Source organism: Christensenella hongkongensis (assembly GCF_000981035.1).
GTDB lineage: Bacteria > Bacillota > Clostridia > Christensenellales > Christensenellaceae > Christensenella > Christensenella hongkongensis.
This window is the reverse complement of record NZ_LAYJ01000010.1, coordinates 1-25132: the sequence shown is the minus strand read 5'-3', so window position 1 is coordinate 25132 and position 25132 is coordinate 1. Positions and strand designations below refer to the sequence as shown.

The following is a 25132-nucleotide window of genomic DNA, read 5'->3' as shown; positions in this document are numbered from 1 at the left end:
ATTTATCCGTGGAAAAAAATTCCCGGATTGCATTGATAAGCTGGCCGGACGGGGGACGAAACAGATTAAAAAAAGGCCCTCAAAAGGTGTTGTTCACGTAAAAAAAGTGCTGTTCACGATGTAAAACGCACAAAAAACAATATTTATTGCATAATCGGTTACACGATAAAAACTGGGGGAACCATCCCCGGATTAAAGTTGGCGATCAAATATCTTCTATAAGGATCGGACATTAAAGGAGAAAGATATGAAAAGCAATTGGCAGGGAAAGAAGCAGGAATATATTCAGGAAAAGCAGAAGCTTTCTAACCGAAAACGGACGCACAGGATACTTCTGATTATATTGGCGGTTGCGATTGGCCTGAGCAGCATCATTACGGTGTTTGCGCAGACAAATTCGGAAACCGCTACACCTGAACCTGTGGCGTCGGTTGAGCCTGCGCCGGAACAGGAAACGGCGGAGTCGCCGGAAGAATCAGTGCCACAAGAGGAGTCTCCGCCTTCGCAGACGCAGGCGGCGGAAGAGCCTGTGCCTGCTACGGGAGGCCTGTGGATTTACAATACCATAACAGGTGAAACTGTTGCGGAAGGCGAGACGGCTGAATATACCCTCAAGGTGAACGGCGAGGCGTATATAAATCAGGCGTACCGCCTGTTTGACGTGACAAAATCCCCTGCCGAGGAGCTTGGAACGTTTGCGACAAGCGAAGAAGGTAAGCTTGCAATGGAAACGGGACGTGCGGCCCTGTTTGAAAATATTGCGGCGGATACCGGATATGTCGTGGAAGGAAACGCAAAAGAAGGCTTCGCCTTTGTGGTACCGGAAAATAATGGAACGCTGGAAAATACGGCGGCGCTTGCCCTGAATACGGAAGGCAATGTAACTGCATCCGGAACTGTAACGGAAGCGGGCAGCACGGCGCAGCTGGAACTGAAACAGGTTCCGGCGGATGCGGAGGAAACCGATACGCCTGACGCCGGGCCTTCCGAAGACACGCAGGAAGGCGTAATCCCTGAGGAAACTCCCGCGCCGGATATGCCCGCGGAGAATCCTTCCTCGGATGAGATTGTTGCGCCTTTTGCGGACGAAGAAACGGAAGAATATAAATTTGAACTGAAATGGATTGCGTACGACAGCCTGCCGGGTACGAAGTCTGATTCGGATCTTACCCTCGACGGCTGGAACAATAAAACCAAAAAAACCGTCAAAGCGCAGGTAACTTTCTCCAATAATACGGATTACGCTGTGGGAGAGGTGCAGATACGCATCCCCCAGACATTGCTCCAATACCGCGACGGTAAGCCGATGAACGGCGCGAACTGTAACTTTGTGGATATCGGAGCACCGAAGGCGCCGGAGATGTATACTTCGACGGACTTCAACTATACGATCGATCCGGAAACGGGCGACGTGATCCTCACCAACTGTAAGCCGATTAAATCGGGCGGAAACAACCTGATCCAGATTGCATGGGCAGTAGACGCAATGGGGGTTGAGGACGAAACGAATTTTGGCTTTGCGGCAAAGCTCACGACAAAGGGCGTAACACAGCCGGACAGCAACGCCATCACGGGCAGCATCGATACGTCCGCGACGGTTACGTCTGCGACAAAAGCAGTAATAAACGGCGGCAAGGTCGCAAACTGGAGCACAGTCCAGAACTACGCGCCGCAGTTAAAAGACCAGGAAAAACCGGCTGATTTTGACGATTACTGGTATCTGGTATACCAAGTGCGCTATAATACGAGCTTTACGCAGCCTTATGATATCAAGCTGACAGAAATACCGGGCACGGGCGGCGAGCTCGTAGGCGGTTATTCGCAGCGGCTTGGTTCGGGCACTTCGGCGAGCGCGCTTGCGGGGCGGTGGAACCTCGAAGACAATACGCTGTCCTTTGATTACAACCAGACGCTTTATACGTCGAATTCGTCTTATTACTATGACGCGATCGTATATCCGAGCAACACCTACTACATCTATTCCGTCGTACGCTTCCCCAAGGACCAGTATATGGTGGGAACAAACGCGGAGAATACGGTCAAGGTGGAGCTGACCGGTATAGACGACAAGATTACCAGTACGCAGGAAAAAGCGATCACCACGCCAATCGTGGAATGGACGCCTCCGCGTCCTACCGGCAGTCTTTATACAGGATATAAGGACGAGTATGGTAATAACGATATTGTTCCGCTGCTCAAAACGTCGATGGAAAAGGGCAAGGACTTTGAAATGTCCGCAAGCAGCGTTTCCACGACCAACAACGGGAACAGTAAATATAACTTCTATGTATATTCATACGGAAGAAAATATCTCAATGAGAACAGTATTCCCACGCCCGAAAACAGTAAACTGAACGTCATCGCAGAGGATGGCAGGATGCTTGCCAATAACACGGAGCTTGGGCCGGAGGATTACTATATCTCGAGCTGGGCCGTTAATGTATCCGATCTTCTCTGGATCATCGACGAAAGCCAGGAAATGTCGGATTACTATAACTTTTATTCCCCGACGGGCAACCCGATAAAGCTTTACGTGCAGACGGCGGCGTCGCCGGGCACGTGGCAGGCCGCGGGCGAGATTCCCTATGAGAATTTTGTAGCGAAAACCTCGGACCTCAACGGGCATGAACGGTATGCGGGCACCGGCGCACAGGACGCGATGGCCTATGTACCGGAATCCCTTAAAGCGGAAGGCATCTATAAGGTCAAGGCGGAGCATGAATCAGATTCTTCGCATGGCTGGTCGTCGCAGATCTATATGTATATCAATACGACCGTGCGGCATGATTCGCCTGTCTTTGAATCATTGATACCGAATTCCATCGAGACGGGAAACCGGATCAATTTCCAGAACTATATGACGGCACGTACCGAGCTTAACGGTTCTCAGGCGTGGTCGCAGGAATATTACGATTACAAGTATTTCGTTCCGATGTTCACGGTGAACAGCCACAGCAAATCCGTGAGCCTGACAAACGACAAACCAAACAGCCAGGTAAAGGCAAATATCCAGCTCACCGGCACCCAGGCGCTGAGGTACAATTACTATGCCTCCAGCAACTCCTACCGGAGCAACGTTACCTTCCAGCAATTAAAGGACGCGGGAGATCCTTCGCTCAGCGACCTTGGCTGGACGCAGAAGGACTGGGTATTTTACGACCTGCTGCCCGAGGGATATGCGTTCGATCCGAACGTGCCCATTACGGTGACGGCTCTTGGTAATAATACCAGCAGCAGGACCTATTTCCTCTCTAACGACGACGTAACGATTACATCCTACGACGTGATCGAGGATTACAAGGGCAGCGGGCGCACCATGGTGAAGGTGAACGTACATACCGAGTTCAACCCGACGCCGACTTATAACGGCGAACCGTACCTGAGCGAGAGCCTGTATTTCAACATTTATGTGAATATGGGGGCGTATTTCCGCTACACGGATTACCAGACGGCGAACGGCAAGGAAAACGATTCGGCATGGCAGCCGCAGGAAGGTGAATTCCTGGGAATCGGCAACCAGTACAGCAGCAATGAATATATACGGCCGGACAGCGGCGTGAACGCGCCTTCCGGCGTTGGTAAGGAGGAGAATGGAGTTTCGTATTTTGCCGACCTGAATGAAAACGGCAATACGGAAGAGATGAATACGCAGTATTCCTCCGCCAGCCGGACGATCGATATCACCGTGGCGACGGCGACCGGTATCACCAAAACGGTCAAGGAGGATGCGGACAAATTCGCGACGTACGACGAGAATGCGCGCGTTGCGACGGGAGAGACCTATACCTACCGCCTGCAGGTGCAGAATACGGACGGCGGTACGATGAAAAACGTCGTTATCTACGACAGGCTGGAGCGTGCGGCGATAGACCGCGCCGGTATGGAGGATTTTGCCTTTGACAGCACGTACTGGCAGGGCACGCTACAGAGCGTGGATACCATCCAGGCAAAGCGCAAAGGCATCGATCCGGTGGTATATTACTCCACCAAGGCGGACGCCGCGTATGATCTGACGGACGCCGCTTCTGCGTGGACGACGACAAAGCCCGATGATATGAGCACGGTAAAAGCGGTTGCGGTGGATCTATCCAAGAAGACGGACGGCACGCCTTACGTGTTTGATCCTCTGGAAGGTACGTATATCTCGCTTAAGATGAAAGCGCCGGCTACGCTCAGCGAGCCGACGATCCATGCCTACAATAATCCTGCGTGGTTTAATGAGTTTACGGCAGCCACGGGGGAAACCAAAACAGAGACGACGCTTGGCAACAGCGTTATCGTGGAATTGTTTGAGGCGGCGGAGCTGCGCGTTTCCAAGCAGGCGGCAGGTAAGGACCTGGGCGGCGTAGACTTTACGTTTACGCTGTTACAAAACGGCGACGCCTACGGCCCGACCGAATATACGCTGTATGATATCAGCGATCCGAGCAGTCCAACGGTAGTCCCGGGCACATGGGCGACGGATGTAAACGGTAAATTTACGCTCAAGCATAACCAGCAGGCGGTATTCAGCCGCATGGACAACAAAGCGGCGTACAGCGTGACGGAAGCTGCGATGACCGGTAATACGATCGTATCGCCGGAGGGCGGCGTTGCGACGGGTACGCTTGATAAGAACAACCCGCAGATCGTGGAGTTCGAGGACGATTATATTGGAAACCTTGCAAAGCTGAAGATTTCCAAGAGTGTTACGAAGCTTTCGGGCAGCGTTGACGCGCCGCCAAACGACGAGTTTGAATTTACCCTTAAAATGGGAAAAACCTCAGACACGATTGTGCCGTATGCAAACCAGGAATATAAGCTCTACCAGTCGAACGGCGCCGAGATCACCGAAGGCGGTCCGTTTGCGACGGACGAAGACGGTATATTCACCCTCAAGGGGGGACAGTATGCTGAATTCCCGGACGTCGTAAAGGGCTGGCGGTATGAAGTCACAGAAACGCCAATGGCGGATTATATTCCTACGAGTCCAAGCTCGGGAACATACAGCGGCACGATCACGACCAGTACGTCCCTGATGCCTACGACGAGCGTTTCGTTTACCAACCGGTATCAGGCATACCGTCCGCTTAACGTGGAAAAAACGGTAACGACGACGCCGGGCTATACCGCGCCGGAAAACGATGAATTTACTTTTACAGTGAAGGTACGTAATTCGCTGTACGTGAATCAGGCGTATAAGGTTTACGACATTACGGATCCTGAAAATCCGGCGGAAGTGATCGGAACCTATGAAACGGACGAAAATGGGCAGTTTAAACTGAAAGCGAACCAGCGTGCGGTGTTTGAAGGAATCCTTGCCGGATATGCGTACGAGGTAACGGAGGATGCGAAGGCGGATTACGTTACTTCAGCAACGGACGGCAAAGGAAGTGTTTCGAATGGCGCGAACGGTTCGACGGCTGTATTTAACAACCATTATGAACCGCGCAACAAGCTGACCATAGAAAAGAAGGTTGAATCTGTAGAGGGCCTCACCGCCCCGGCAAGCGACGTCTTTGAGTTTACGGTAACGCAAAACGGGCAGCCGCTCGCAAATACGGCCTACACCCTTTATGGTGCTGATGGAAATATGATCAGCGGCAACCATGCCACGAACGACGAAGGCAAGCTCCAGCTTACGGCCGGCCAGAAGGCGGTGCTGATGGCGCTGCGCGAGGCTTCCTATAAAGTAGTGGAAGCGCCCATGGGGGACTATACCACCACGCAGACGGGCGACGAAGGAACGGTGGCAACCGACGACAGTTCAAAGGCGACGTTTACGAATAAGTACGATCCGAAAAGGGATATCAGCATTACGAAGTTTGTGACTTCATCCGAATCCCTGCCTGCGCCGCTTGATGATGAATTTACGTTTACAGCAAGGATAGACGGCAAGACGCATATGTTTAAGACCTTTAAGCTGTATTATGCGGAAAACGCAGAGCTTGGGGATGCGGCAGACTGGATCGAAGTTCCGGGCGACCATGCGACAAACGAGCGCGGCGAGTTTAAATTGAAGAAAAACCAGCGCGCTGTATTTGAAAATATCGCTGTAAACAGTACGTATGATTTTATCGAGAGCGGCAAGGACGGCTATACGTCCGGATTCCTGCCCACGGGCGATACATCTGCGGGTACGGTAGGTTTTAGCGACGTCGAGATTTTGGCAAACAACACCTACGAACCCAGGCAGGGCCTGACGGTCAAAAAAGTCGTTACGGGAACAGGAGCGCCGGACGGGGATGAATTTACGTTCACGGTTGAGGTGAATAACGCTCCTTACACGAACGAAGAATATAAACTGTATAACGCAAACGGCACGGAGGTAACGGACGGTGCGCCATTTACAACGAGCGGCGAAGGCAAGCTGAGCCTCAAAGGTGGCCAGTACGCGGTCTTTGACGGGATTTTGCTGAACTCGGGCTACAAGGTGACCGAGGATACGAAGGATGATTACGTACAGGATAAAACCAGCGTGGACGGCAACATTTCTTCCGCTGGAAGCATGGCCCAGTTTACGAACAGCTATGAGCCCAAACGGAACCTGACCGTACAAAAGACTGTTACGGCGGAACCCGGGCTTACTGTGCCTGAAAATGCGGAATTTGAATTCACAGTTATGGTGTCTGACGAAGCCTATGCAAACAAGGAGTATAAGCTTTATGGCGCGGACGGAAACGAAATCACGACAGGCGGACCGTTTGCGACGAACGGCGAGGGTAAATTTACCCTGCTGGCAGGCCAGAAGGCAGTTTTTGAAGGGATTTCCGCAGGCCTGAAATATGACGTGACAGAAACGCCGCATACAGATTATACGCGGACTATGGCGGGCTCTGCCGGGCATATCGCGGTTGACAACAGCTCTACGGCTTCGTTTAACAACCACTATGCGCCCAAACGCGACCTCGAGGTCACCAAGACGGTAACGGCAAGCACAGGCTTTACGGCTCCGGACGGCGACAAGTTTACGTTTACATTGAAGGTAGGGGACGTTACATACAAATATAAAGAGTACAAGCTGTATGACATGAGCGATCCGGGCAATCCGGTCGTGATTCCCGGCAACCACATGACGGACAAGAACGGCCAGTTCGAGCTTGAAGGCAGCCAGAAGGCGGTCTTTGAAGGGATTGACGTAAACAGCTCTTATGAAATAACTGAAGCCGCGAAAAACAATTATACGGCGGATGAAACGACCTTGGACGGTACTATTTCCGAGAGCGGCGAACAGGTAAACTTTACGAACAATTATGAGCCCAAGCAGGGCCTCACGGTCAAAAAGACAGTTGTAGGCCAGGGCGCACCGGATGGCGATAAGTTTACGTTTACCGTAAATGTGGGCGGAGCCGTTTATGCAAACCAGCCATACAAGCTGTATGAAAATGGCGTGGAGCAGATCGGCGTATATCAAACGGACGGCGACGGCAAACTGGAGCTCGAGCATAACCAGGAGGCTGTGTTTGGCGGCATTACCGTAAATACGCCATATGTTGTAACAGAGGACGCGAAGCAGGATTATACGCAAGACAGCGATACGAAGAGCGGAAATATCGATCCTGCGGGCTCTACGGCTGCATTTACAAATACCTTTGCCCCGCTGCGCTCTCTGACGGTTACCAAAACGGTAACAGGAGAAGGCGCACCGGATGACACGGCGTTCGAATTTACCGTGAAGGTAGGCGATGCGGCTTATGCAAACCGGCCGTACACGCTTTATGGCGCGGACGGAAACGAAATCGCCGGATCATATGAGACAAGCGATGAAGGCAAGCTGACGCTTACAGCGGGACAGAAGGCTGTGTTTGAAGGCATACTCGCAGGTCTTGAGTACGAGGTGATGGAAACGCCGAATGCAGATTATGTAACCTCGCAGACAGGCGGTAAGGGAACCATATCTGTAAACGGCTCCACAGCAGCGTTTACAAACGATTATGAGCCGAAGCGCAACCTGGAAATCAGCAAGAAGGTGACGGCGGCAGAAGGACTCGCAGCTCCGGAAGGCGACTTATTCACATTTACAGTGAAGATCGGCGGAGCTGAATATAAATATAAAGAATATAAGCTGTACGACGTGGCGGATCCGGGTAATCCGGTAGAGATTCCGGGCGACCACATGACGGACAACAAGGGACAGCTGAAGCTGACGGCCGACCAGAAAGCCGTATTTGAAAATCTTGACGTAGGTACGGCGTATGTAGTCGTGGAGAGCGGCAAGGACGGCTATGTGGCAGACCATACCACGCAGTCCGACAATATTGCGGATGGTGAAAATAACGTAGTGTTTACAAACAACTACGAACCGAAACAGGGCCTTACCATTAGCAAAACGGTAACGGGCAGCAGCGCACCGGACGGCGACCTGTTCACGTTTACGGTAAATGTAGGCGGAGCGGTCTACGCAAACCAGCCGTACACGCTTTATGGCGCGGACGGCGCAGAAGTGACGGACGGCGCGCCGTTCTCGACGGACGGTAACGGCAGGCTCCAGCTTACGGCGGGCCAGAAGGCAGTGTTTGAAGGCATACTCGAAGGAACCTCGTATCATGTAACAGAAGAGGCGAAGGACGATTATGTAACTGAAAACAAAACGCAGGGCGGCAATCTGTCCCCTGTAGGCAGCGTCGCACAGTTTAACAACAGCTACGAGCCCAAGCGCGACCTTACGATCACCAAAACGGTGACGGGCGAGGGCGCACCGGACAATACGCCGTTTGAATTTACTGTAAAGATAGCGGGCGAAGCATATGGATCAAAGCCGTACAAGCTGTATGGAGCAGATGGAAATGAGATCACAACGGGCGCTCCGTATACAACAAACGCAGACGGCAAGCTCCAGCTTACGGCGGGCCAGAAAGCTGTGTTTGAAGAGCTTTCCGCAAATCTGCAATATGAAGTGACGGAAGCGGCGAACCCGGATTATGGGACAACAGTGACGGGCGGCAAGGACACCATCGGCACGGATGGCGCGACGGCGGCGTTTACGAACAATTACGCGCCCAAGCGCAACCTGGAAATCAGCAAAAAGGTAACGGCCAGCCCGGGCTTTACGGCAACGGACGGCGACAAGTTTACCTTTACAGTAAAAGTGGACGACGCGCTGTATGTATTCAAACAATATAAGCTGTACTATGCGCCGGAGGGTTCGGAGCCGATAGAGATTCCGGGCAACTATACGACGGATAAAAACGGTAAGTTCGAGCTTGAAGCAGACCAGAAAGCAGTATTTGAAGGCTTTGCGGTCGGGCAGAAATATGAAATCGAAGAGAGCGTTAAGGACGGCTACGTTGCCGACCATACTACGCAGAGTAACAACATCGCGGACGGCACAAACAGCGTGACGTTTACGAACAACTATGAACCGAAGCAGGGCCTGACGGTCAAAAAGACGGTTGTGGGCGAAGGCGCTCCAAACGGCGACGTATTTACGTTTATCGTGAAGGTAGCGGACGTTGCTTATGCAAACCAGGAGTACAGGCTTTACGCTGCGGACGGCACGGAAGTGACGGACGGCGCTCCGTTCAGCACGGACGGCGAAGGCAAACTTGAGCTTACGGCAGGCCAGTATGCCGTATTTGGCGGCATCCTGCAGGGTACGCCGTATGAGGTAACTGAGGAAACGAAGGCTGATTATACGACTTCTGTTTCGAATGGAAAAGGAGCGGTTTCCGCTGACGGTTCTACGGCAACGTTTACGAATACCTACGAGCCCAAGCGCGACCTTACGATCACTAAGACGGTGACGGGTGAAGGCGCACCGGACGGCGCGGCGTTCGAGTTTACGGTGAAGGTAGCGAATGCTGTCTATGGAAACCGTGAATACAGGCTTTACGCTGCGGACGGCACGGAAGTGACGGACGGCGCTCCGTTCAGTACGGACGGCGAAGGCAGGCTGACACTTACGGCGGGCCAGAAAGCGGTATTCGAAGGAATCACTGCCGGAACATCCTACGAAGTGGCAGAGACGCCGAACGCAGATTATGAGACTTCGGTAACAGGCGGCAAGGACACCATCGGCACGGATGGCGCGACGGCGGCGTTTACGAACAATTATGCGCCGCACCGTAACCTCGAGATTGAAAAGAAGGTAACGGCGGCAGAAGGACTCGCAGCGCCGGAAGGCGATAGGTTTACCTTTACGGTGAAGATCGGTGGAGCTGAATATAAATATAAAGAGTATAAGCTCTACGATGTGACCGATCCGGCGAACCCGGTAGAGATTCCGGGCAGCCACACAACGGACGGCAAGGGCCAGCTTGAGCTCGAAGCAAATTGGAAGGCCGTATTTGAAGGCTTTGCAGTTGGCCAGAGCTATGAGGTCGTCGAGAGCGGTAAGAGCGGCTATGTGGCCGACCAGACCGTACAGGGCGACAACATTGCGGACGGCACAAACAACGTGACGTTTACGAACAACTACCAGCCGAGACAGGGCCTTACGGTCAGCAAGACGGTGACAGGAAGTAACGCGCCGGAAGGCGATACGTTCGGGTTTACGGTGACCGTAGCGGGCGCGCCCTATGCAAACCAGGAGTATACGCTTTACGCTGCGGATGGTACGGAAGTAACGGACGGCGCACCGTTCAGTACGGACGGCGAAGGCAGGCTGACACTTACGGCAGGCCAGAAGGCAGTATTTAACGGAATTCTGGAAGGAACGTCGTACGTGGTGACGGAAGAGCCCAAGGCGGATTATGTAACGGACGAAGCAACGCAGGATGGAACGATTTCCACTGTGGGCAACGTTGCACAGTTTAACAACAGCTACGAGCCCAAGCGCGACCTTACGATCACCAAAACGGTGACGGGCGAGGGCGCACCGGACGGCGCGACGTTTGAGTTTACGGTGAAGGCCGGAAACGAGACGTATGCAAACCAGCCATACAGGCTGTATGGTGCGGACGGGCTGGAGATCACGACAGGCGCTCCTTTCACAACGGACGGCGAGGGCAGGCTGGAACTGAGGAATGGCGAAAAAGCCGTGTTCGAAGGACTTTCCGCAAACCTTCAGTATGAAGTGACAGAGACGCCGAACGCGGATTATGAGACTTCGGTGACAGGTGGCAAGGATACCATCGGCACAGATGGTGCGACGGCTGCGTTCACGAACAATTACGCGCCCAAGCGTAATCTGGAAATCAGCAAGAAGGTAACGGCTGCGGAAGGCTTTACGGCGCCGGACGGCGACAAGTTTACGTTTACAGTAAAAGTAGACAATGCGCTGTATACGTTTAAACAGTACAAGCTGTATTACGCGCCGGAGGGTTCGGAGCCGATAGAAATTCCGGGCAACTATACGACGGATAAGAACGGTAAGTTTGAGCTTGAAGCAGACCAGAAGGCAGTGTTCGAAGGCCTTGCGGTCGGTCAGGGCTATGAGGTTATCGAGAGTGGAAAGGACGGCTACGTTGCCGACCATACCACGCAGGGCGACAATATCGCGGACGGCGCAAACAGTGTGACGTTTACGAACAACTATGAACCGAAGCAGGGCCTGACGGTCAAAAAGACGGTTGTGGGCGAAGGCGCTCCAAACGGCGATCTGTTCACCTTTACAGTAACTGTGGGGGACAGCCCCTACGCAAACCAGCCGTATAAGCTGTATGAAAACGGCGCAGAACAGATTGGCGTATACGAAACAGGCGACGACGGAAAGCTGACGCTCAAGCATAATCAGGAGGCTCGTTTTGACGGCATTCTGGAGGGTACGTCCTACAAAGTCGTAGAGGATCAAAAGACGGATTACGTCACGGAAAACCTGGAACAGGGAGGAACTATTTCTTCTGTTGGCAGCACAGCATCGTTTGTAAACAGTTATGCGCCCAAACGCGGGCTTACAATCACCAAGACGGTGACAGGCGAAAGCGCACCGGACGGCGCGGTATTCGAGTTTACGGTGAAGGTTGCGGATGCGGCCTATGCAAACCAGGAGTATACGCTTTATGCTGCGGACGGCACGGAAGTAACGGACGGCGCTCCGTTCAGCACGAACGGCGAAGGCAAGCTCCAGCTTACGGCAGGCCAGAAGGCAGTATTCGAAGGAATCACTGCCGGAACATCCTACGAAGTGGCAGAGACGCCGAATGCGGATTACCAGACGTCACAGACGGGCGACAAAGGCAAGATTTCAACAGATGGCTCCATAGCGGCGTTTACGAACAATTACGCGCCCCACCGCAACCTCGAGATTGAAAAGAAGGTGACGGCGGCAGAAGGCTTTACAGCACCTGAGGGCGATCAGTTTACCTTTACGGTGAATGTGGACGGAGCGGCATACCGCTATAAGGCATACAAGCTGTTTGATGTGACCGATCCGACGAACCCGGTGGAGATCCCGGGCAGCTACACAACCGACGGCAAGGGCCAGTTCAAGCTTGAAGCGGGCTGGAAGGCAGTATTCGAAGGCTTTGCAGTTGGCCAGAGCTATGAGGTCGTCGAGAGCGGCAAAAACGGCTATGTGGCGGATCATACGTCGCAGGGCGGCGATATAGTGGACGGCACAAACAACGTGACGTTTACGAACAATTATGAGCCGAAGCAGGGCCTGACCATCAGCAAGACGGTAACAGGAGCCAATGCGCCGGACGGCGATACGTTTGGGTTTACGGTGACTGTAAACGGTGCAGCTTATGCAAACCAGCCGTACACGCTTTATGGAGCGGACGGCGCGGAAGTAACGGACGGCGCTCCGTTCAGCACGGACGGCGAGGGCAAGCTTGAGCTTACGGCGGGCCAGAAGGCAGTCTTTGACGGCATTCTGGAAGGAACGCCGTATGTGGTGACGGAAACGCCCAAGACGGATTACACGCAGACACAGCCTGAAAACGGCGGTACGGCAGGCGGAAATATTTCCGCGGACGGCAGCGTTGCAGGATTCGTTAACGCATATACGCCGGATCTCAGTGCGCCGAAGATTGAAGCGTACAAGACCAGCGACCATATGTACAACGAGAACGACAGGAATGAAGTGGTCGGTAAGGCGGTAACGCCGGGTGATGAGATCACCTATACGATCCATGTGACCAATACGGGAGACAAGGCCGCGCAGAACGTAACGGTACGCGACTATATCCCGGAGGGAACGACATATAAAGATACAAGCGCATCGCACAGCGGAGAGCTGAAGACAAACGCAGGCGGGAAACAGTATGTAAACTGGAACCTGCCAACAGTTGGAATCGGCGAGACGGTAAAAGTGACGTTTACGGCGGTCGTAAGCGAGGTGCCGGAAGGCGGCAGCGCGGTGACGATCCGCAACGCGGCTACGCACGACGATGGGAACGAGGAACCCAGGGATCCGGAGGATCCTGATCCGCAGACGCCTACGAACGAGGTGAAAAACCCGCTCATCGAGCAGGTCAAGGAAGTCAGCCCGGCAGGAAACGTGGAGCCCGGGGATATCCTTACATACACGATCCGCGTGAAGGCAACGGAAGGCGGCGTAAAGGATGTTGAAGTATCGGATACGCTTCCGGAAGGCCTCTCCCTTGTAAAAGGCAGCATCAGCTACACGCTTGCCGGCAGTACGCGTCCAACGACAACCGGGTGCGAATACACCGGCGGAGTGATCTACTGGCCGAAGACAGATATCCCTGAGGGAGAATCCATCTTCACATTCAGGGCGGTAGTGGATCAGCTTACGGATGGAACGGACAGCCTGGAAATCAAAAATGTGGCTGTTGTGAAGCCGGGCGGCGGCGAGCCGAAGGAAACGGTGGAAACGGACAGCACGGTGCGTACGCGTGAGGCTGATATTACTAAGACGGCGGCGCTCGTAGTAGATGGAACGCCCCAGGGCGAAGACCGCGGCAGCGAAGCGGCGCCGGTACAGACGGAGCTTTCACAGATCGTGGAATACCGCCTTATGGTAACGGGCAAAGGCACGGCCGGAATGAAGAGCGGGGACATCGTGGTAACCGACGCATTGCCCAGGGATTGCACGTATGTAGCGGGCAGCGCTGCGGGAGAAATCAGGGATGCGGTTTCCGGCTCGACGGCTGCGGTAGTATCTGCGACGGAAGAAGGCGGAGTTGTAACGTGGACAGTAAACGGCCTTGACGCGGGAGAGAAGGCTATGCTGACATTCCGTGTGAATGCGCCGGTAACGAGCGACGATGCGGCTACTCCGGAATACGAATGGTCAAAGGTATTTACCAATCAGGGCCGGATGACCGATAAGGAGATGAGCGAAAAGACATATACAGAGACCGTGACGACTGTGGATAAGAATGGCAACGAGACGAAGCATTCCAGCACGGACAAAGTGTATGAAGAGAAAAAATACCAGAAGGATACGCAGATCACGTATCACGAGGTGCATGAAGTACCGCCTGTTACGGGAGACCTTGAGGTCGAGAAGAAAGTGACGGCGACAGAAGGCTTTACTGCGCCCGAGGGCGATCAGTTTACCTTTACGGTGAATGTGGACGGAGCGGCATACCGCTATAAGGCATACAAGCTGTTTGATGTGACCGATCCGGCGAACCCGGTACAGATTCCGGGCGACCATACGACGGACGGCAAGGGCCAGTTCAAGCTTGAAGCGGGCTGGAAGGCAGTATTCGAAGGCCTTGCGGAAAACGCCGGTTACGAGGTCGTGGAAAGCGGCAAGGACGGCTATGTGGCGGATCGTACGTCGCAGGGCGGCGATATTGTCGGCGGCAGCAACAACGTGACGTTTACGAACAACTATGAGCCCAGACAGGGCCTGACCATCAGCAAGACCGTAACAGGAGCGAACGCTCCGGACGGCGATGCGTTCGAGTTTACGGTGACCGTAGCGGACGCTCCTTATGCAAACCAGCCGTACACGCTTTATGGCGCGGACGGCCTGGAAGTGACGGATGGCGCACCGTTCAGTACGGACGGCGACGGGAAGCTTGAGCTTACGGCGGGCCAGAAGGCGGTCTTTGACGGCATTCTGGAAGGAACGTCTTATGTGGTGGAGGAAACACCCAAGACGGATTACACGCAGACGCAGCCTGAGGACGGCGTTAAGGCGGGCGGAAATATTTCCGCGGACGGAAGCGTTGCAGGGTTTGTTAACAACTATGAACCGCAGCGCAGCCTGACAGTGCAAAAGCTGGTAACAGGCGACGCACCCGAAGACGCAGTGTTCGAGTTTACGGTGACCGTAGCGGACGCTCCTTACGCAAACCAGCCGTATACGCTTTATGGCGCGGACGGCCTGGAAGTGACGGACGGCGCACCCTATGCGACGGATGAAAACGGAAAACTGACGCTTGCGGCAGGGCAGAAGGCGGTATTCGATGGAATCGCTGCAGGCCTTAAGTATGAAGTGGCAGAGACGCCGAATCCGGATTATACGATGACTCAGACGGGCGCGAGTGGAAACATCGCGAATGACAACAGCTCGACGGCCGTGTTCACGAACGACTTTACCCCGTCAAGGGATATCGTAGTCAGCAAAACGGTTGTAGGCGCGAACGCTCCGGCAAACGATACCTTCACCTTTACGGTGAACGTAGGCGGAGCAGCGTACGCAAACAAAGAGTATAAGCTGTACAATCTTGCTACAGGGGCGCAGATCCCCGGAACGTACTCGACGGACGACGACGGGCAGATGCAGCTGACGGCAAACAGGAAGGCGGTGTTCAGCAACATTCCTGTGGGAAGCGCATACGAAATCGTAGAATCGCCAAGAGCCGATTACACAGCGTCGCAGGAAAAATTCGAAGGAAACCTGACTGCCCAAGGCATCGACGCGGCGTTCACGAATACGTACGCACCGGCGCGCAGCCTTACGATCGATAAAACGGTTACGGGCGAGGGCGCCCCGCAGGGCGACACGTTCGAGTTCACGGTCAATGTGGCGGGCGCGGCATATGCGGAAAAAACGTATAAGCTCTACGATAAGCAGACCGGCGATGAGATTACTGACGGCGGACCGTTCAGTACAGACCCCGACGGCAAGCTGACGCTTGCAGGAGGGCAGAAGGCAGTCTTTGAAGGCATAGCAGTGGGAAGCTCTTATGCCGTAACAGAGGAGCCGAAGGAAAGCTACACGCAGGTTGTGCCGGATGGCGGCGAAGCTGTCGGTAATATCACAATGGACGGCGGCAGCGCATCGTTTACGAACGGTTACCTGACGCCCGAGATTGAAGCGTATAAGACGAGCGACAAGATGTTTGACGCAAACGACAGGACTGAAGTGACGGGCAAACGCGTTGCGCCGGGCGACGAGATCACCTATACGATCCATGTGACCAACAACGGCGACACGGACGCGAAGAACGTCACGGTACGCGACTATATCCCGGAGGGGACGACGTACAGGGACGGCAGCGCTTCTGACAGCGGCGAGCTGAAAACAAACGCAGGCGGAAAACAGTATGTAAACTGGAATCTGCCGACGGTTGCCGTAGGCCAGACAGTTGAAGTCCGGTTTACAGTGACGGTGGACGAAGTGCCTGAAAACACTGCGCCGGTAATGATCCGCAATGCGGCGATGCACGACAACGGCAATAAAGAGCCCAAGGATCCGGAGGAACCCGATCCGCAGACGCCCACGAACGAGGTGAAAAACCCGACGCTCGTGATGGTGAAGGAAGTAAGCCCGCAGGGCGATGTACGCGAGGGAGACATCCTGACGTATACCATCCGCGTGACAGCTTCCGAAGGCGGCGTAAAGGACGTGGAAGTATCGGATACGCTTCCGGAAGGCATGAGCCTTGTAAAGGGCAGCATCCGTTACCAGCTCGCGGGCGGAAGGCCTGTCGCAGCGGGGACGGAGTATCTGGACGGCACCGTTTACTGGCCGAAGACGGACGTTCCGGCAGGGGAATCCACATTCACCTTCAAGGCAATGGTGGATAAGCTTGCGGACGGCACGGAAAGGCTCGAAATCAAGAACACGGCAGTTGTAACGACGCCGGGAACAGAGCCGACGCAGACGGTAGAGACAAGCAGCACGGTGCATACGCGTAAGGCGGAGCTGCACAAGACGGCGGCTGTGATCGAAAACGATACTGCGAAGGATGAAGACCGCGGCAGCGCGGAAAGCCCGGTACAGACAGAGCTTAGCCAGATGGTGGAGTACCGCCTGACGGTAACGAACAATGGCTCGGATGCTCTTAAAAGCGGGGATATCGTAGTGACGGACAGCTTCCCCAGGGGAACGCAGTACGTAGACGCGTCCCAGCTTGACGCAGTGTTCTCGGGAGGAACCGGCACGAGTACGGCGACTTCTGCGAAGGAAGTGACGGCTACAGGCGTGAAATGGACGCTTAACGGCATGTCGGCAGGAGAAACCGCGACACTCGTATTCAGGGTGTATGCGCCGGTAACAGCGGACGATCCGGCAACGGATGAAACCGAATATACCCGTACGTTCGAGAACGTGGCGAACCTTCAGGATAAGGAGCTGAGCGAAAAAACGTATAGCGAGACGTTAACGACCATCGACAGGGACGGTAACGAAAGCTCGCATACAAAGACGGACAAAATCTATACGGAAGAAGAGTATGCACTCGAATCCGAGCATACATGGCATCAGGTACAGGAGCCGAACATCACTGCGGTGAAGTCAAGTGTAGTGAAGAGCCCCGCACCGGGCGACCTTGTACCGGTTGTGAAGCCGGGCGATACCATTGCCTACACGATCACGCTTTCAAACAGCGGCGACGCGGCGGCAAAGAACGTACAGGTTCGCGATTATGTGCCGGCAGGTTCGACGCTGGTAGATACGAGCATATCGGACAGCGGCACGCCAGGCAATGTAACGGTGGACGGGACGGAACGCACGCGCATCGACTGGGTGATCCCGGAGATTGCGGCAGGCACGGAAAAAACGGTGACCTTTGAAGTAACGGTAGACGGGCTCGCGGAAGGCGAAGTTTCAGACATCGTGACAAACGGGGCATACTACCGTGTGCCGGGACCGGACGAGGAAAATCCGGAAGATCCCGACCAGCCGGACGACAAGTACGAGCAGACCAACGAGGTGAACCATCAGCTCACATCTCTCGTGAAGCTCTCCGATCCGATGGGCGGCAGCAATGCGGATAATGCAGTGGAAATCGCGCAGGGACAGAAGGTGAAATACACCATCCAGTTCAACGCGGAGCAGCCGGTGACAGAGCTTGTGGTAACGGATCAGGTGCCCGAAGGCATGACGCTTGTGCCGGGAAGTATCTATTACGTGAAAGCGGACGGTACCAAAGTAAACGTTGACGACAGCGCGTACAACAGCGCGAGCAGGACGATCACATGGCCGAAGATGGACGTGGCGAGCGGACAGACAGCGTTTATGTTCAGCGCAACGGCGGACAGGCTGGAAGGGGCGCAAACGTACAAGCTGTACGAAAACACGGCCCATGCCTCCATGAACGACGGAAACGGCAACAAGGTCGAAGAGGATACGAATACCATCACGCACGAGGTGCGCGAGGGATTTGCGGACATCCACAAAAATGCGTCGGTTGTAGTTGGCGATACCGTGCAGGACGAAGAGCGCGGCAGCGCGGAAGCACCGGTAGAGGTAGACAGGCGGCAGATCGTGGAATACCACCTGCGCGTCAGCTACACGGGCGAGCAGGGCGCGACAAGCGGCAAGCTGATCGTAACAGATCCGCTTCCGGCAGATACGACCTATGTGGACGGCAGCGCGACAGGCACGATGACAACATCAGTTGCAGGCTCGACAGCAACGGTCGGTACGGGAACACTGACGGCAAACGGCATGCGCTGGGAGATCGATGGCATGAAGGCCGGAGAAGAAGCGCTGCTCACGTTCCGTGTTTACGCACCGGCTACGGTAGGCGAAACGGGAGAGAAGCTGTTTACCAACACAGCGAACCTCGTGGACGAAGAAAAGAAGAATACCGTTGATAATGACGGTAAGCCCGTGTACGAAGAAGAAGAATACGACAAGGATTCTGAGACGACGTACCACAAGGTGACCGAGCCGAAGATCGGCGTTAAGAAGACAAGCGACAGGATGATCGGCGGCGATCCGGATGTGACAGGACAGCTGGTAGCACCGGGCGATGAGATCACTTATACGCTTCGTGTGGCAAACACCGGCACGGCAGCCGCGAAAAACGTAACCCTGCGCGACTACATCCCGGAGGGTACGGAATATAAGGCGGACAGCGCATCGCATAACGGCGAGCTGAAAACGGTAAATGGCAGGCCGAGCCTCAACTGGAACCTTGATGAGGTGGCTGTTGGCGAAGAAAATGCGATCGACGTAACCTTTACGGTAACTGTGAAGGATTTCGAGCCGGAAGACCAGCCGGTATTGATCAAAAATGCGGCGACGCACGACAACGGCAACGAGGAGCCGAAGGATCCGGGTGATCCGCAGGATCCGGATACGCCCACCAACGAAGTGGAAAATCCGACGGTGTACTACGAAAAGACAAGTACGCCGGCAGGCGGCACGATGGATGAAAACGGCAACGCTGTGAATCCGGGAGTCGTGCGCGAGGGTGATATCATCACCTACAATATCACGGCGACAGCTTCCGAAGGCGGAGCGAAAAACATCGTGATGAAAGACGCGCTTCCGGATGGAGTAAGCCTCGTAGCAGGCTCGATCAGCTATAAGCTGGGCGACTCTGCAAGGGTAGCGGTTGATGAAGCCGACGCATATGAAAACGGCGTTGTCACGTGGCCGAAGGTAGACCTCCCCGAGGGAATGTCCAACTTCCGTGTCAAAGTGATGGTGGATAAACTGCCGGACGGCGAGACGGAAAAACAGCTTGCGAACCACGCGGTTCTCACGCAGGATAATCCGGGCGAGGAAGACAAGGAGTATCCGCCGACCAAGGATGTAACGCACATTGTACAGAGCCGTAAGGCGGACATCACCAAGACCGCGGCAGCGATTGAAAACGATACGGCGCTTGATGAAAACCGCGGCAGCGGCGATAGTCCGGTTCAGGTAGAACGCCGCCAGACGGTGGAATACCGCCTGACCGTTACAAATACAGGCGCGCAGGGCATGAAGAGCGGCGACATTGTGGTCACAGACCCGATCCCGAAGGACTGTGTGCTTGTGGAAGGTTCGATCGCAGGCGAGATCAAAAACGCTGTCAATGACTCTACGGCAAAGGTCGTATCTGCAGAGATGACGCAGGACGGCGTGAAGTGGGTATTAAACGGCCTTGATAACGGCGAACAGGGATACCTGACATTCAGGGTGTACGCGCCGGTGACGAGCGACGATCCCACGACGGATGAGTATGAGACAAACAAGGTCTTTGTAAACCAGGCGAATATGACCGATAAGGCGATGAGCGAAACAAGGCACACCGAAACGGTCACGACGGTTGATAAGGACGGCAACAGGACAGAGCATACGAAGGGAGAGAACATCTACGCGGAAGAAGAGTACGCGCTGGATTCGGAGCAGACGTTCCATGAGGTCAAGGAGCCTCTGGTAACGATGGTGAAGTCTTCCGATCCGGTAAGTCCGGCAGAAAACGGACTGATCCCGGTGGTAAAGGAAGGCGATACCATCACCTACAAGCTGACGCTTACAAACAGCGGCCAGGCTGCTGCGAAGGATGTACATGTAACAGACTTCATCCCGGAGGGTACGACGTACGTACAGGATTCCGCGGATCAGGACGGCGTGTACACAAGCGCACAAAACCGTGTGGACTGGGTAGTTCCGGAAATCCTTGTCGGCAATGAAAACAAGGTGGAGCTGACCTTCAAGGTCACGGTCAATGAGGTAGATAAGGATTCGGCGGGGCTGATCACAAATGTAGGATACTCCTATGTGCCGGACCCGACCGACCCGAACCCGCCGGTTGACCCGACCGACCCGACTCCGCCGATCGATCCATTCGATCCGACGGACGAAGTGCAGCACCAGACGCACACGTTTGTGAAGACCGCAGACCCGATGGGCGGAACGGACGAGGCGACAGCCACGGAAGTGAAGCAGGGCCAGGCGATCACCTACACGATGCAGTTTAATGCAGGCGAGACGGTGAATGACGTAACGGTCAGAGACACAGTTCCGCAGGGCCTCACGGTCGTCCCGGGCAGCATTGAGATCATTGCTCCGGACGGAACGGTGACAAAGCTTGCGGACAGCGCATACGACAGCGCGTGGAGGATTATCACATGGAACGCCGGCAACGTACAGCAGGGCGTGACAGGCTTCCGCTTCAAAGCGGTCGTCGAAAAGCTTGCGGACGGCGAGACGGCGAAGCTGTTTGTCAACAGCGCGTCCATTACATACGATCCGGGTACCGGCACACCGGTAACTGAGGAATCCAATGTGGTGACGCACCAGACGAAGGCAGGAACGTCCGACATTCACAAGGCGGCGGCGCTCGTTGCGGGCGATACAGCCGCAAGTGAAGCAAACGGAACGAAAGATTCGCCGGTACAGGCAGACCGCGGACAGACGGTAGAATACCGCCTGAGGGTTACAAGGACAGGCGCAGCAAGCGGAGACCTTGTAATCTCCGACGCAATACCGGAAGGAACGACGCTTGTGGAGGGCTCGATCGGCGGCAGCATCCAGAATGCTGTGCCGGGATCAACCGCTAAGGTGACCTCCATGGGCACAAAGCAGGTACAGACGCCTGACGGATACGCGAAGAACGGCGTAGAGTGGACTGTGAACGGACTTGCCGAAGGCGAGACAGCGTACCTGACCTTCAGGGTATACGCGCCGCGCACGACGGATAATCCGGATACGCCTGAGTACGAGTACAGCAAGGTGTTTGAGAACACCGGCAAACTCGAGGACAAGGGGAATGCGGACCTCGTTTACGAAGAGGACACGGGCAGCCATAAGAAAGGCGACAAGGTGTTTGCGGATGAGGATACCACTAAGGTAACCGAAACCACATACCATGTTGTCAAGGAACCGGCGCTCGACATTATGAAAACCTCGAATCCGGGCGACGGCGCACAGGTGAATGCGGGAGATACGATTACCTACACCATAAGCGCTGCCAATAAGGGCGAAGGCGCGGCGAAGAATGTGATCATCCGCGACGCGATCCCGGAAGGGACGACGCTTGTAGCAGGCTCCGAGAAGTGCAGCATTGCGGGCGTAGCGGCGGATAAGGTCCAGATTGGCGGGAAAGACGGCCTTGCATGGATCATACCGCAGTTAAATCCGGGCGAGACCGTGACGGTAAGCTTTGCCGTAACGGTAAACGAGATGCAGCAGGCAGGCACGAGGAATATTGAAAACGTCGCACAGGTGAAAGAACCTGCGCCGGGCGAGGATCCCAAAAACCCGCCGGACGACGGATTCAAGAACACCAATAAGGTAACGCAGACACAGACGCAGACTTATGCGGGCGCGTTCCCGAAGACCGGCGACGAGGGTGGAATACCGATGGGCATGGTAATGCTGTTCATCCTTGCGGGAGCGGTACTGGCAGGATTCATCATCCTGCTCGTCATCCGCAAGCGCAGGAGGGATTCGCAGGCTGCTTATGAGGCTTACTCCAACTTGCGCAGCAAACGGTAAAAAAGAGTAATAACACAGATAAAAGAGAGAAGCTCTCGCTTCTCTCTCTGTGGTTATTGCTGCAAAAAGATATGATTCACGTAAATAAGACGTCGTTTACGATGTGATTTACACAAAAACGTTTTTTTATAGTAAAAAGAGATAGCACCCATGTAGGCTCAGGAGGAAGAGGCGATGAAAAACGGTTGGATGGACAACAAAAAAGTGAAACGTATCATAACGGTTGTAGTTGCGATTGCAGTTATGATTGGAATGGTTGTCCCAACAGTAGCAATGGAAGATGGTGAAACAGCTGCGGACGTCTTAACGGCGGAAGAAATTTTACTCGAAGAATCCGGGCAACCGGCAGAAGAAGACGAAGGGGAAAAACCTTCAAAAGAGAGTGGACAGCAAGGCGATACAAGCCAGGAAGAAACAGACAAAACGGAAAGCCAGGCGGTGGAAGAAACAGCGCCTGAGCAGGAAAACATTCCTCCGATACAGGATGAAAGCGTTAAGAAAGATGCCGGGGACGCAGCCACGGAGCAGAAACAGGAGGTCAATCCCCTGTTTTCATTGGATGAAACGAAGCTTCTGGCACCGGTTTTGCCTTCTACGGATGTTTTTGCACCGTTTGACTTGATAGATCCCGATGAAACGCTGATTTATCCGGGAGTTAAGGTCATCTGGTATAACAAAAATGGAACTGAAACCAGCGCGCCGGCAGGCGCTTCCATTACAGCTGTTTTGATGGATAAAGGACCGCAGGATTCTTATCCTGACTGGGTACCTTCACAAAACAGATTGGGAACGTCGAAAAATACGGAAGTTTTAAATGCGGCAAATGACTTCGACGGGTGGTTTGACAATATAATCAAAATGAGGTCGAAAAAGCTTGTGGTAAGCGGGGTTCCGAGTGGATACACCGTGACATATGATGATAACAGTACCTCAAACGAATATCCCGCTGGTTACGATCCGGAATATTTTTACATTAATCTGACGAAAAGCGACTCGGCGCCGGTAACGCTATCTAAGATAGAAGTAACGACTGCGCCGTCAAAAACAGTATATACGGCAGGCGAAAGCTTTAGCAAAGCGGGAATGGTTGTAAAAGCAACCTATTCGGATGGCTCCAGCAAGGTAGTAACAAGCTATACATACAGCCCTACGGGGGCGCTTGCGGCGGGAGTCAGCCAAATTACAATATCATACGAAGAAGGCGGCGTACAGAAGACGACAACAACGCCAATCACGGTAAACGCAGCGCCTGTGCCTGTTTTAGACAGCATCGAGGTGACAGCGCAACCGACAAAAACAGCGTACACGGTAGGCGATACCTTTGATCCGGCGGGGCTGGAAGTAACGGCGCACTACACGAACGGCGGCGCGGATAAGGTGCTGACAAGTGGTGAGTACACGCTTTCTGCGCCCGATATGAATACGCCGGGCACAAAATCGATTGTGGTAACGTATCAGGGAAAAACAGCATCATTCGATATTACGGTAGAAATGGCGGCGCCTGAGCTTTCCAGTATAGTTGTCACAAAAAACCCAACAAAGACAACGTACACGGTAGGCGATACCTTTGATCCGGCGGGGCTGGAAGTAACGGCATACTATACCAACGACGGAGCGGACAAAATACTGACAAGCGGTGAGTACACGCTTTCGACGCCTGATATGGGAACGCCTGGAATAAAAACGATTATTGTGACGTACGAAGAGAATGAGGTTGAGGCAAGCACATCGTTTAACATCACGGTAAATGCGCCGGTTCCTGTTCTGGACAGCATCGAAGTGACGGCGCAGCCAACAAAGACAACGTACACAGTGGGTGATACGTTTGATGCTGCGGGACTGGAAGTAACCGCGCATTATACCAACGGCGGCGCGGACAAGGTGCTGACAAGCGGAGAGTATACGCTTTCCACGCCTGATATGGGTACGGCAGGAACGAAGACGGTTACAGTGACGTATGAAGAGGACAGCGTAGAGAAAACGGCAGCGTTTGACATCACAGTGAATGCACCTGTGCCTGTTCTGGACAGCATCGAAGTGACGGCAGAGCCGACGAAGACGACGTATACGGTGGGTGATACGTTTGATGCTGCGGGATTGGAAATAACGGCACACTACACCAATGGCGGAGCGGATAAAGTGCTGACAAGCGGTGAGTATACGCTTTCAACGCCCGATATGGGTACAGCAGGAACGAAGACGGTTACAGTGACGTATGAAGAGGACAGCGTAGAGAAAACGGCGAGTTTTGACATTACAGTAAACGCCCCCGCGCCTGTTCTGGACAGCATCGAAGTAACAGAGAATCCGACGAAGACAATATACACGGTGGGTGATACCTTTGATGCTGCGGGATTGGAAGTCACCGCACACTACACAAACGGCGGCGCGGACAAGGTGTTGACGAGCGGAGAGTACACGCTTTCCACGCCCGATATGAGCACTTCCGGCACAAAAACAATTACTGTAACGTATGAGGAGGACGGCGTAGAAAAGACGGCGAGTTTTGACATTACAGTAAACGCCCCCGCGCCGGTTCTGGACAGTATTGAGGTGACGGCACAGCCGACACAAACAACGTACACGGTAGGCGATACGTTTGATGCTGCGGGACTGGAAATAACGGCACACTATACGAACGGTGGCGCAGACAAGGTGCTGACAAGCGGGGAATATACGCTTTCCACG

2 protein-coding genes are annotated in these 25132 nt (G+C 54.1%); both read left to right on the top strand.

The annotated features are described in order from the left end of the window. Positions 1–247 precede the first annotated feature (247 nt). Positions 248–22444: a DUF7601 domain-containing protein gene (locus CHK_RS00130; RefSeq protein WP_046441806.1), complete on the top strand. Its 22197-nt coding sequence runs from the start codon at positions 248–250 to the stop codon at positions 22442–22444. Between the two features lie 174 nt (positions 22445–22618). After that, on the top strand, positions 22619–25132 hold a 2514-nt coding region (locus CHK_RS00125), incomplete at its 3' end, for a bacterial Ig-like domain-containing protein (protein ID WP_046441805.1).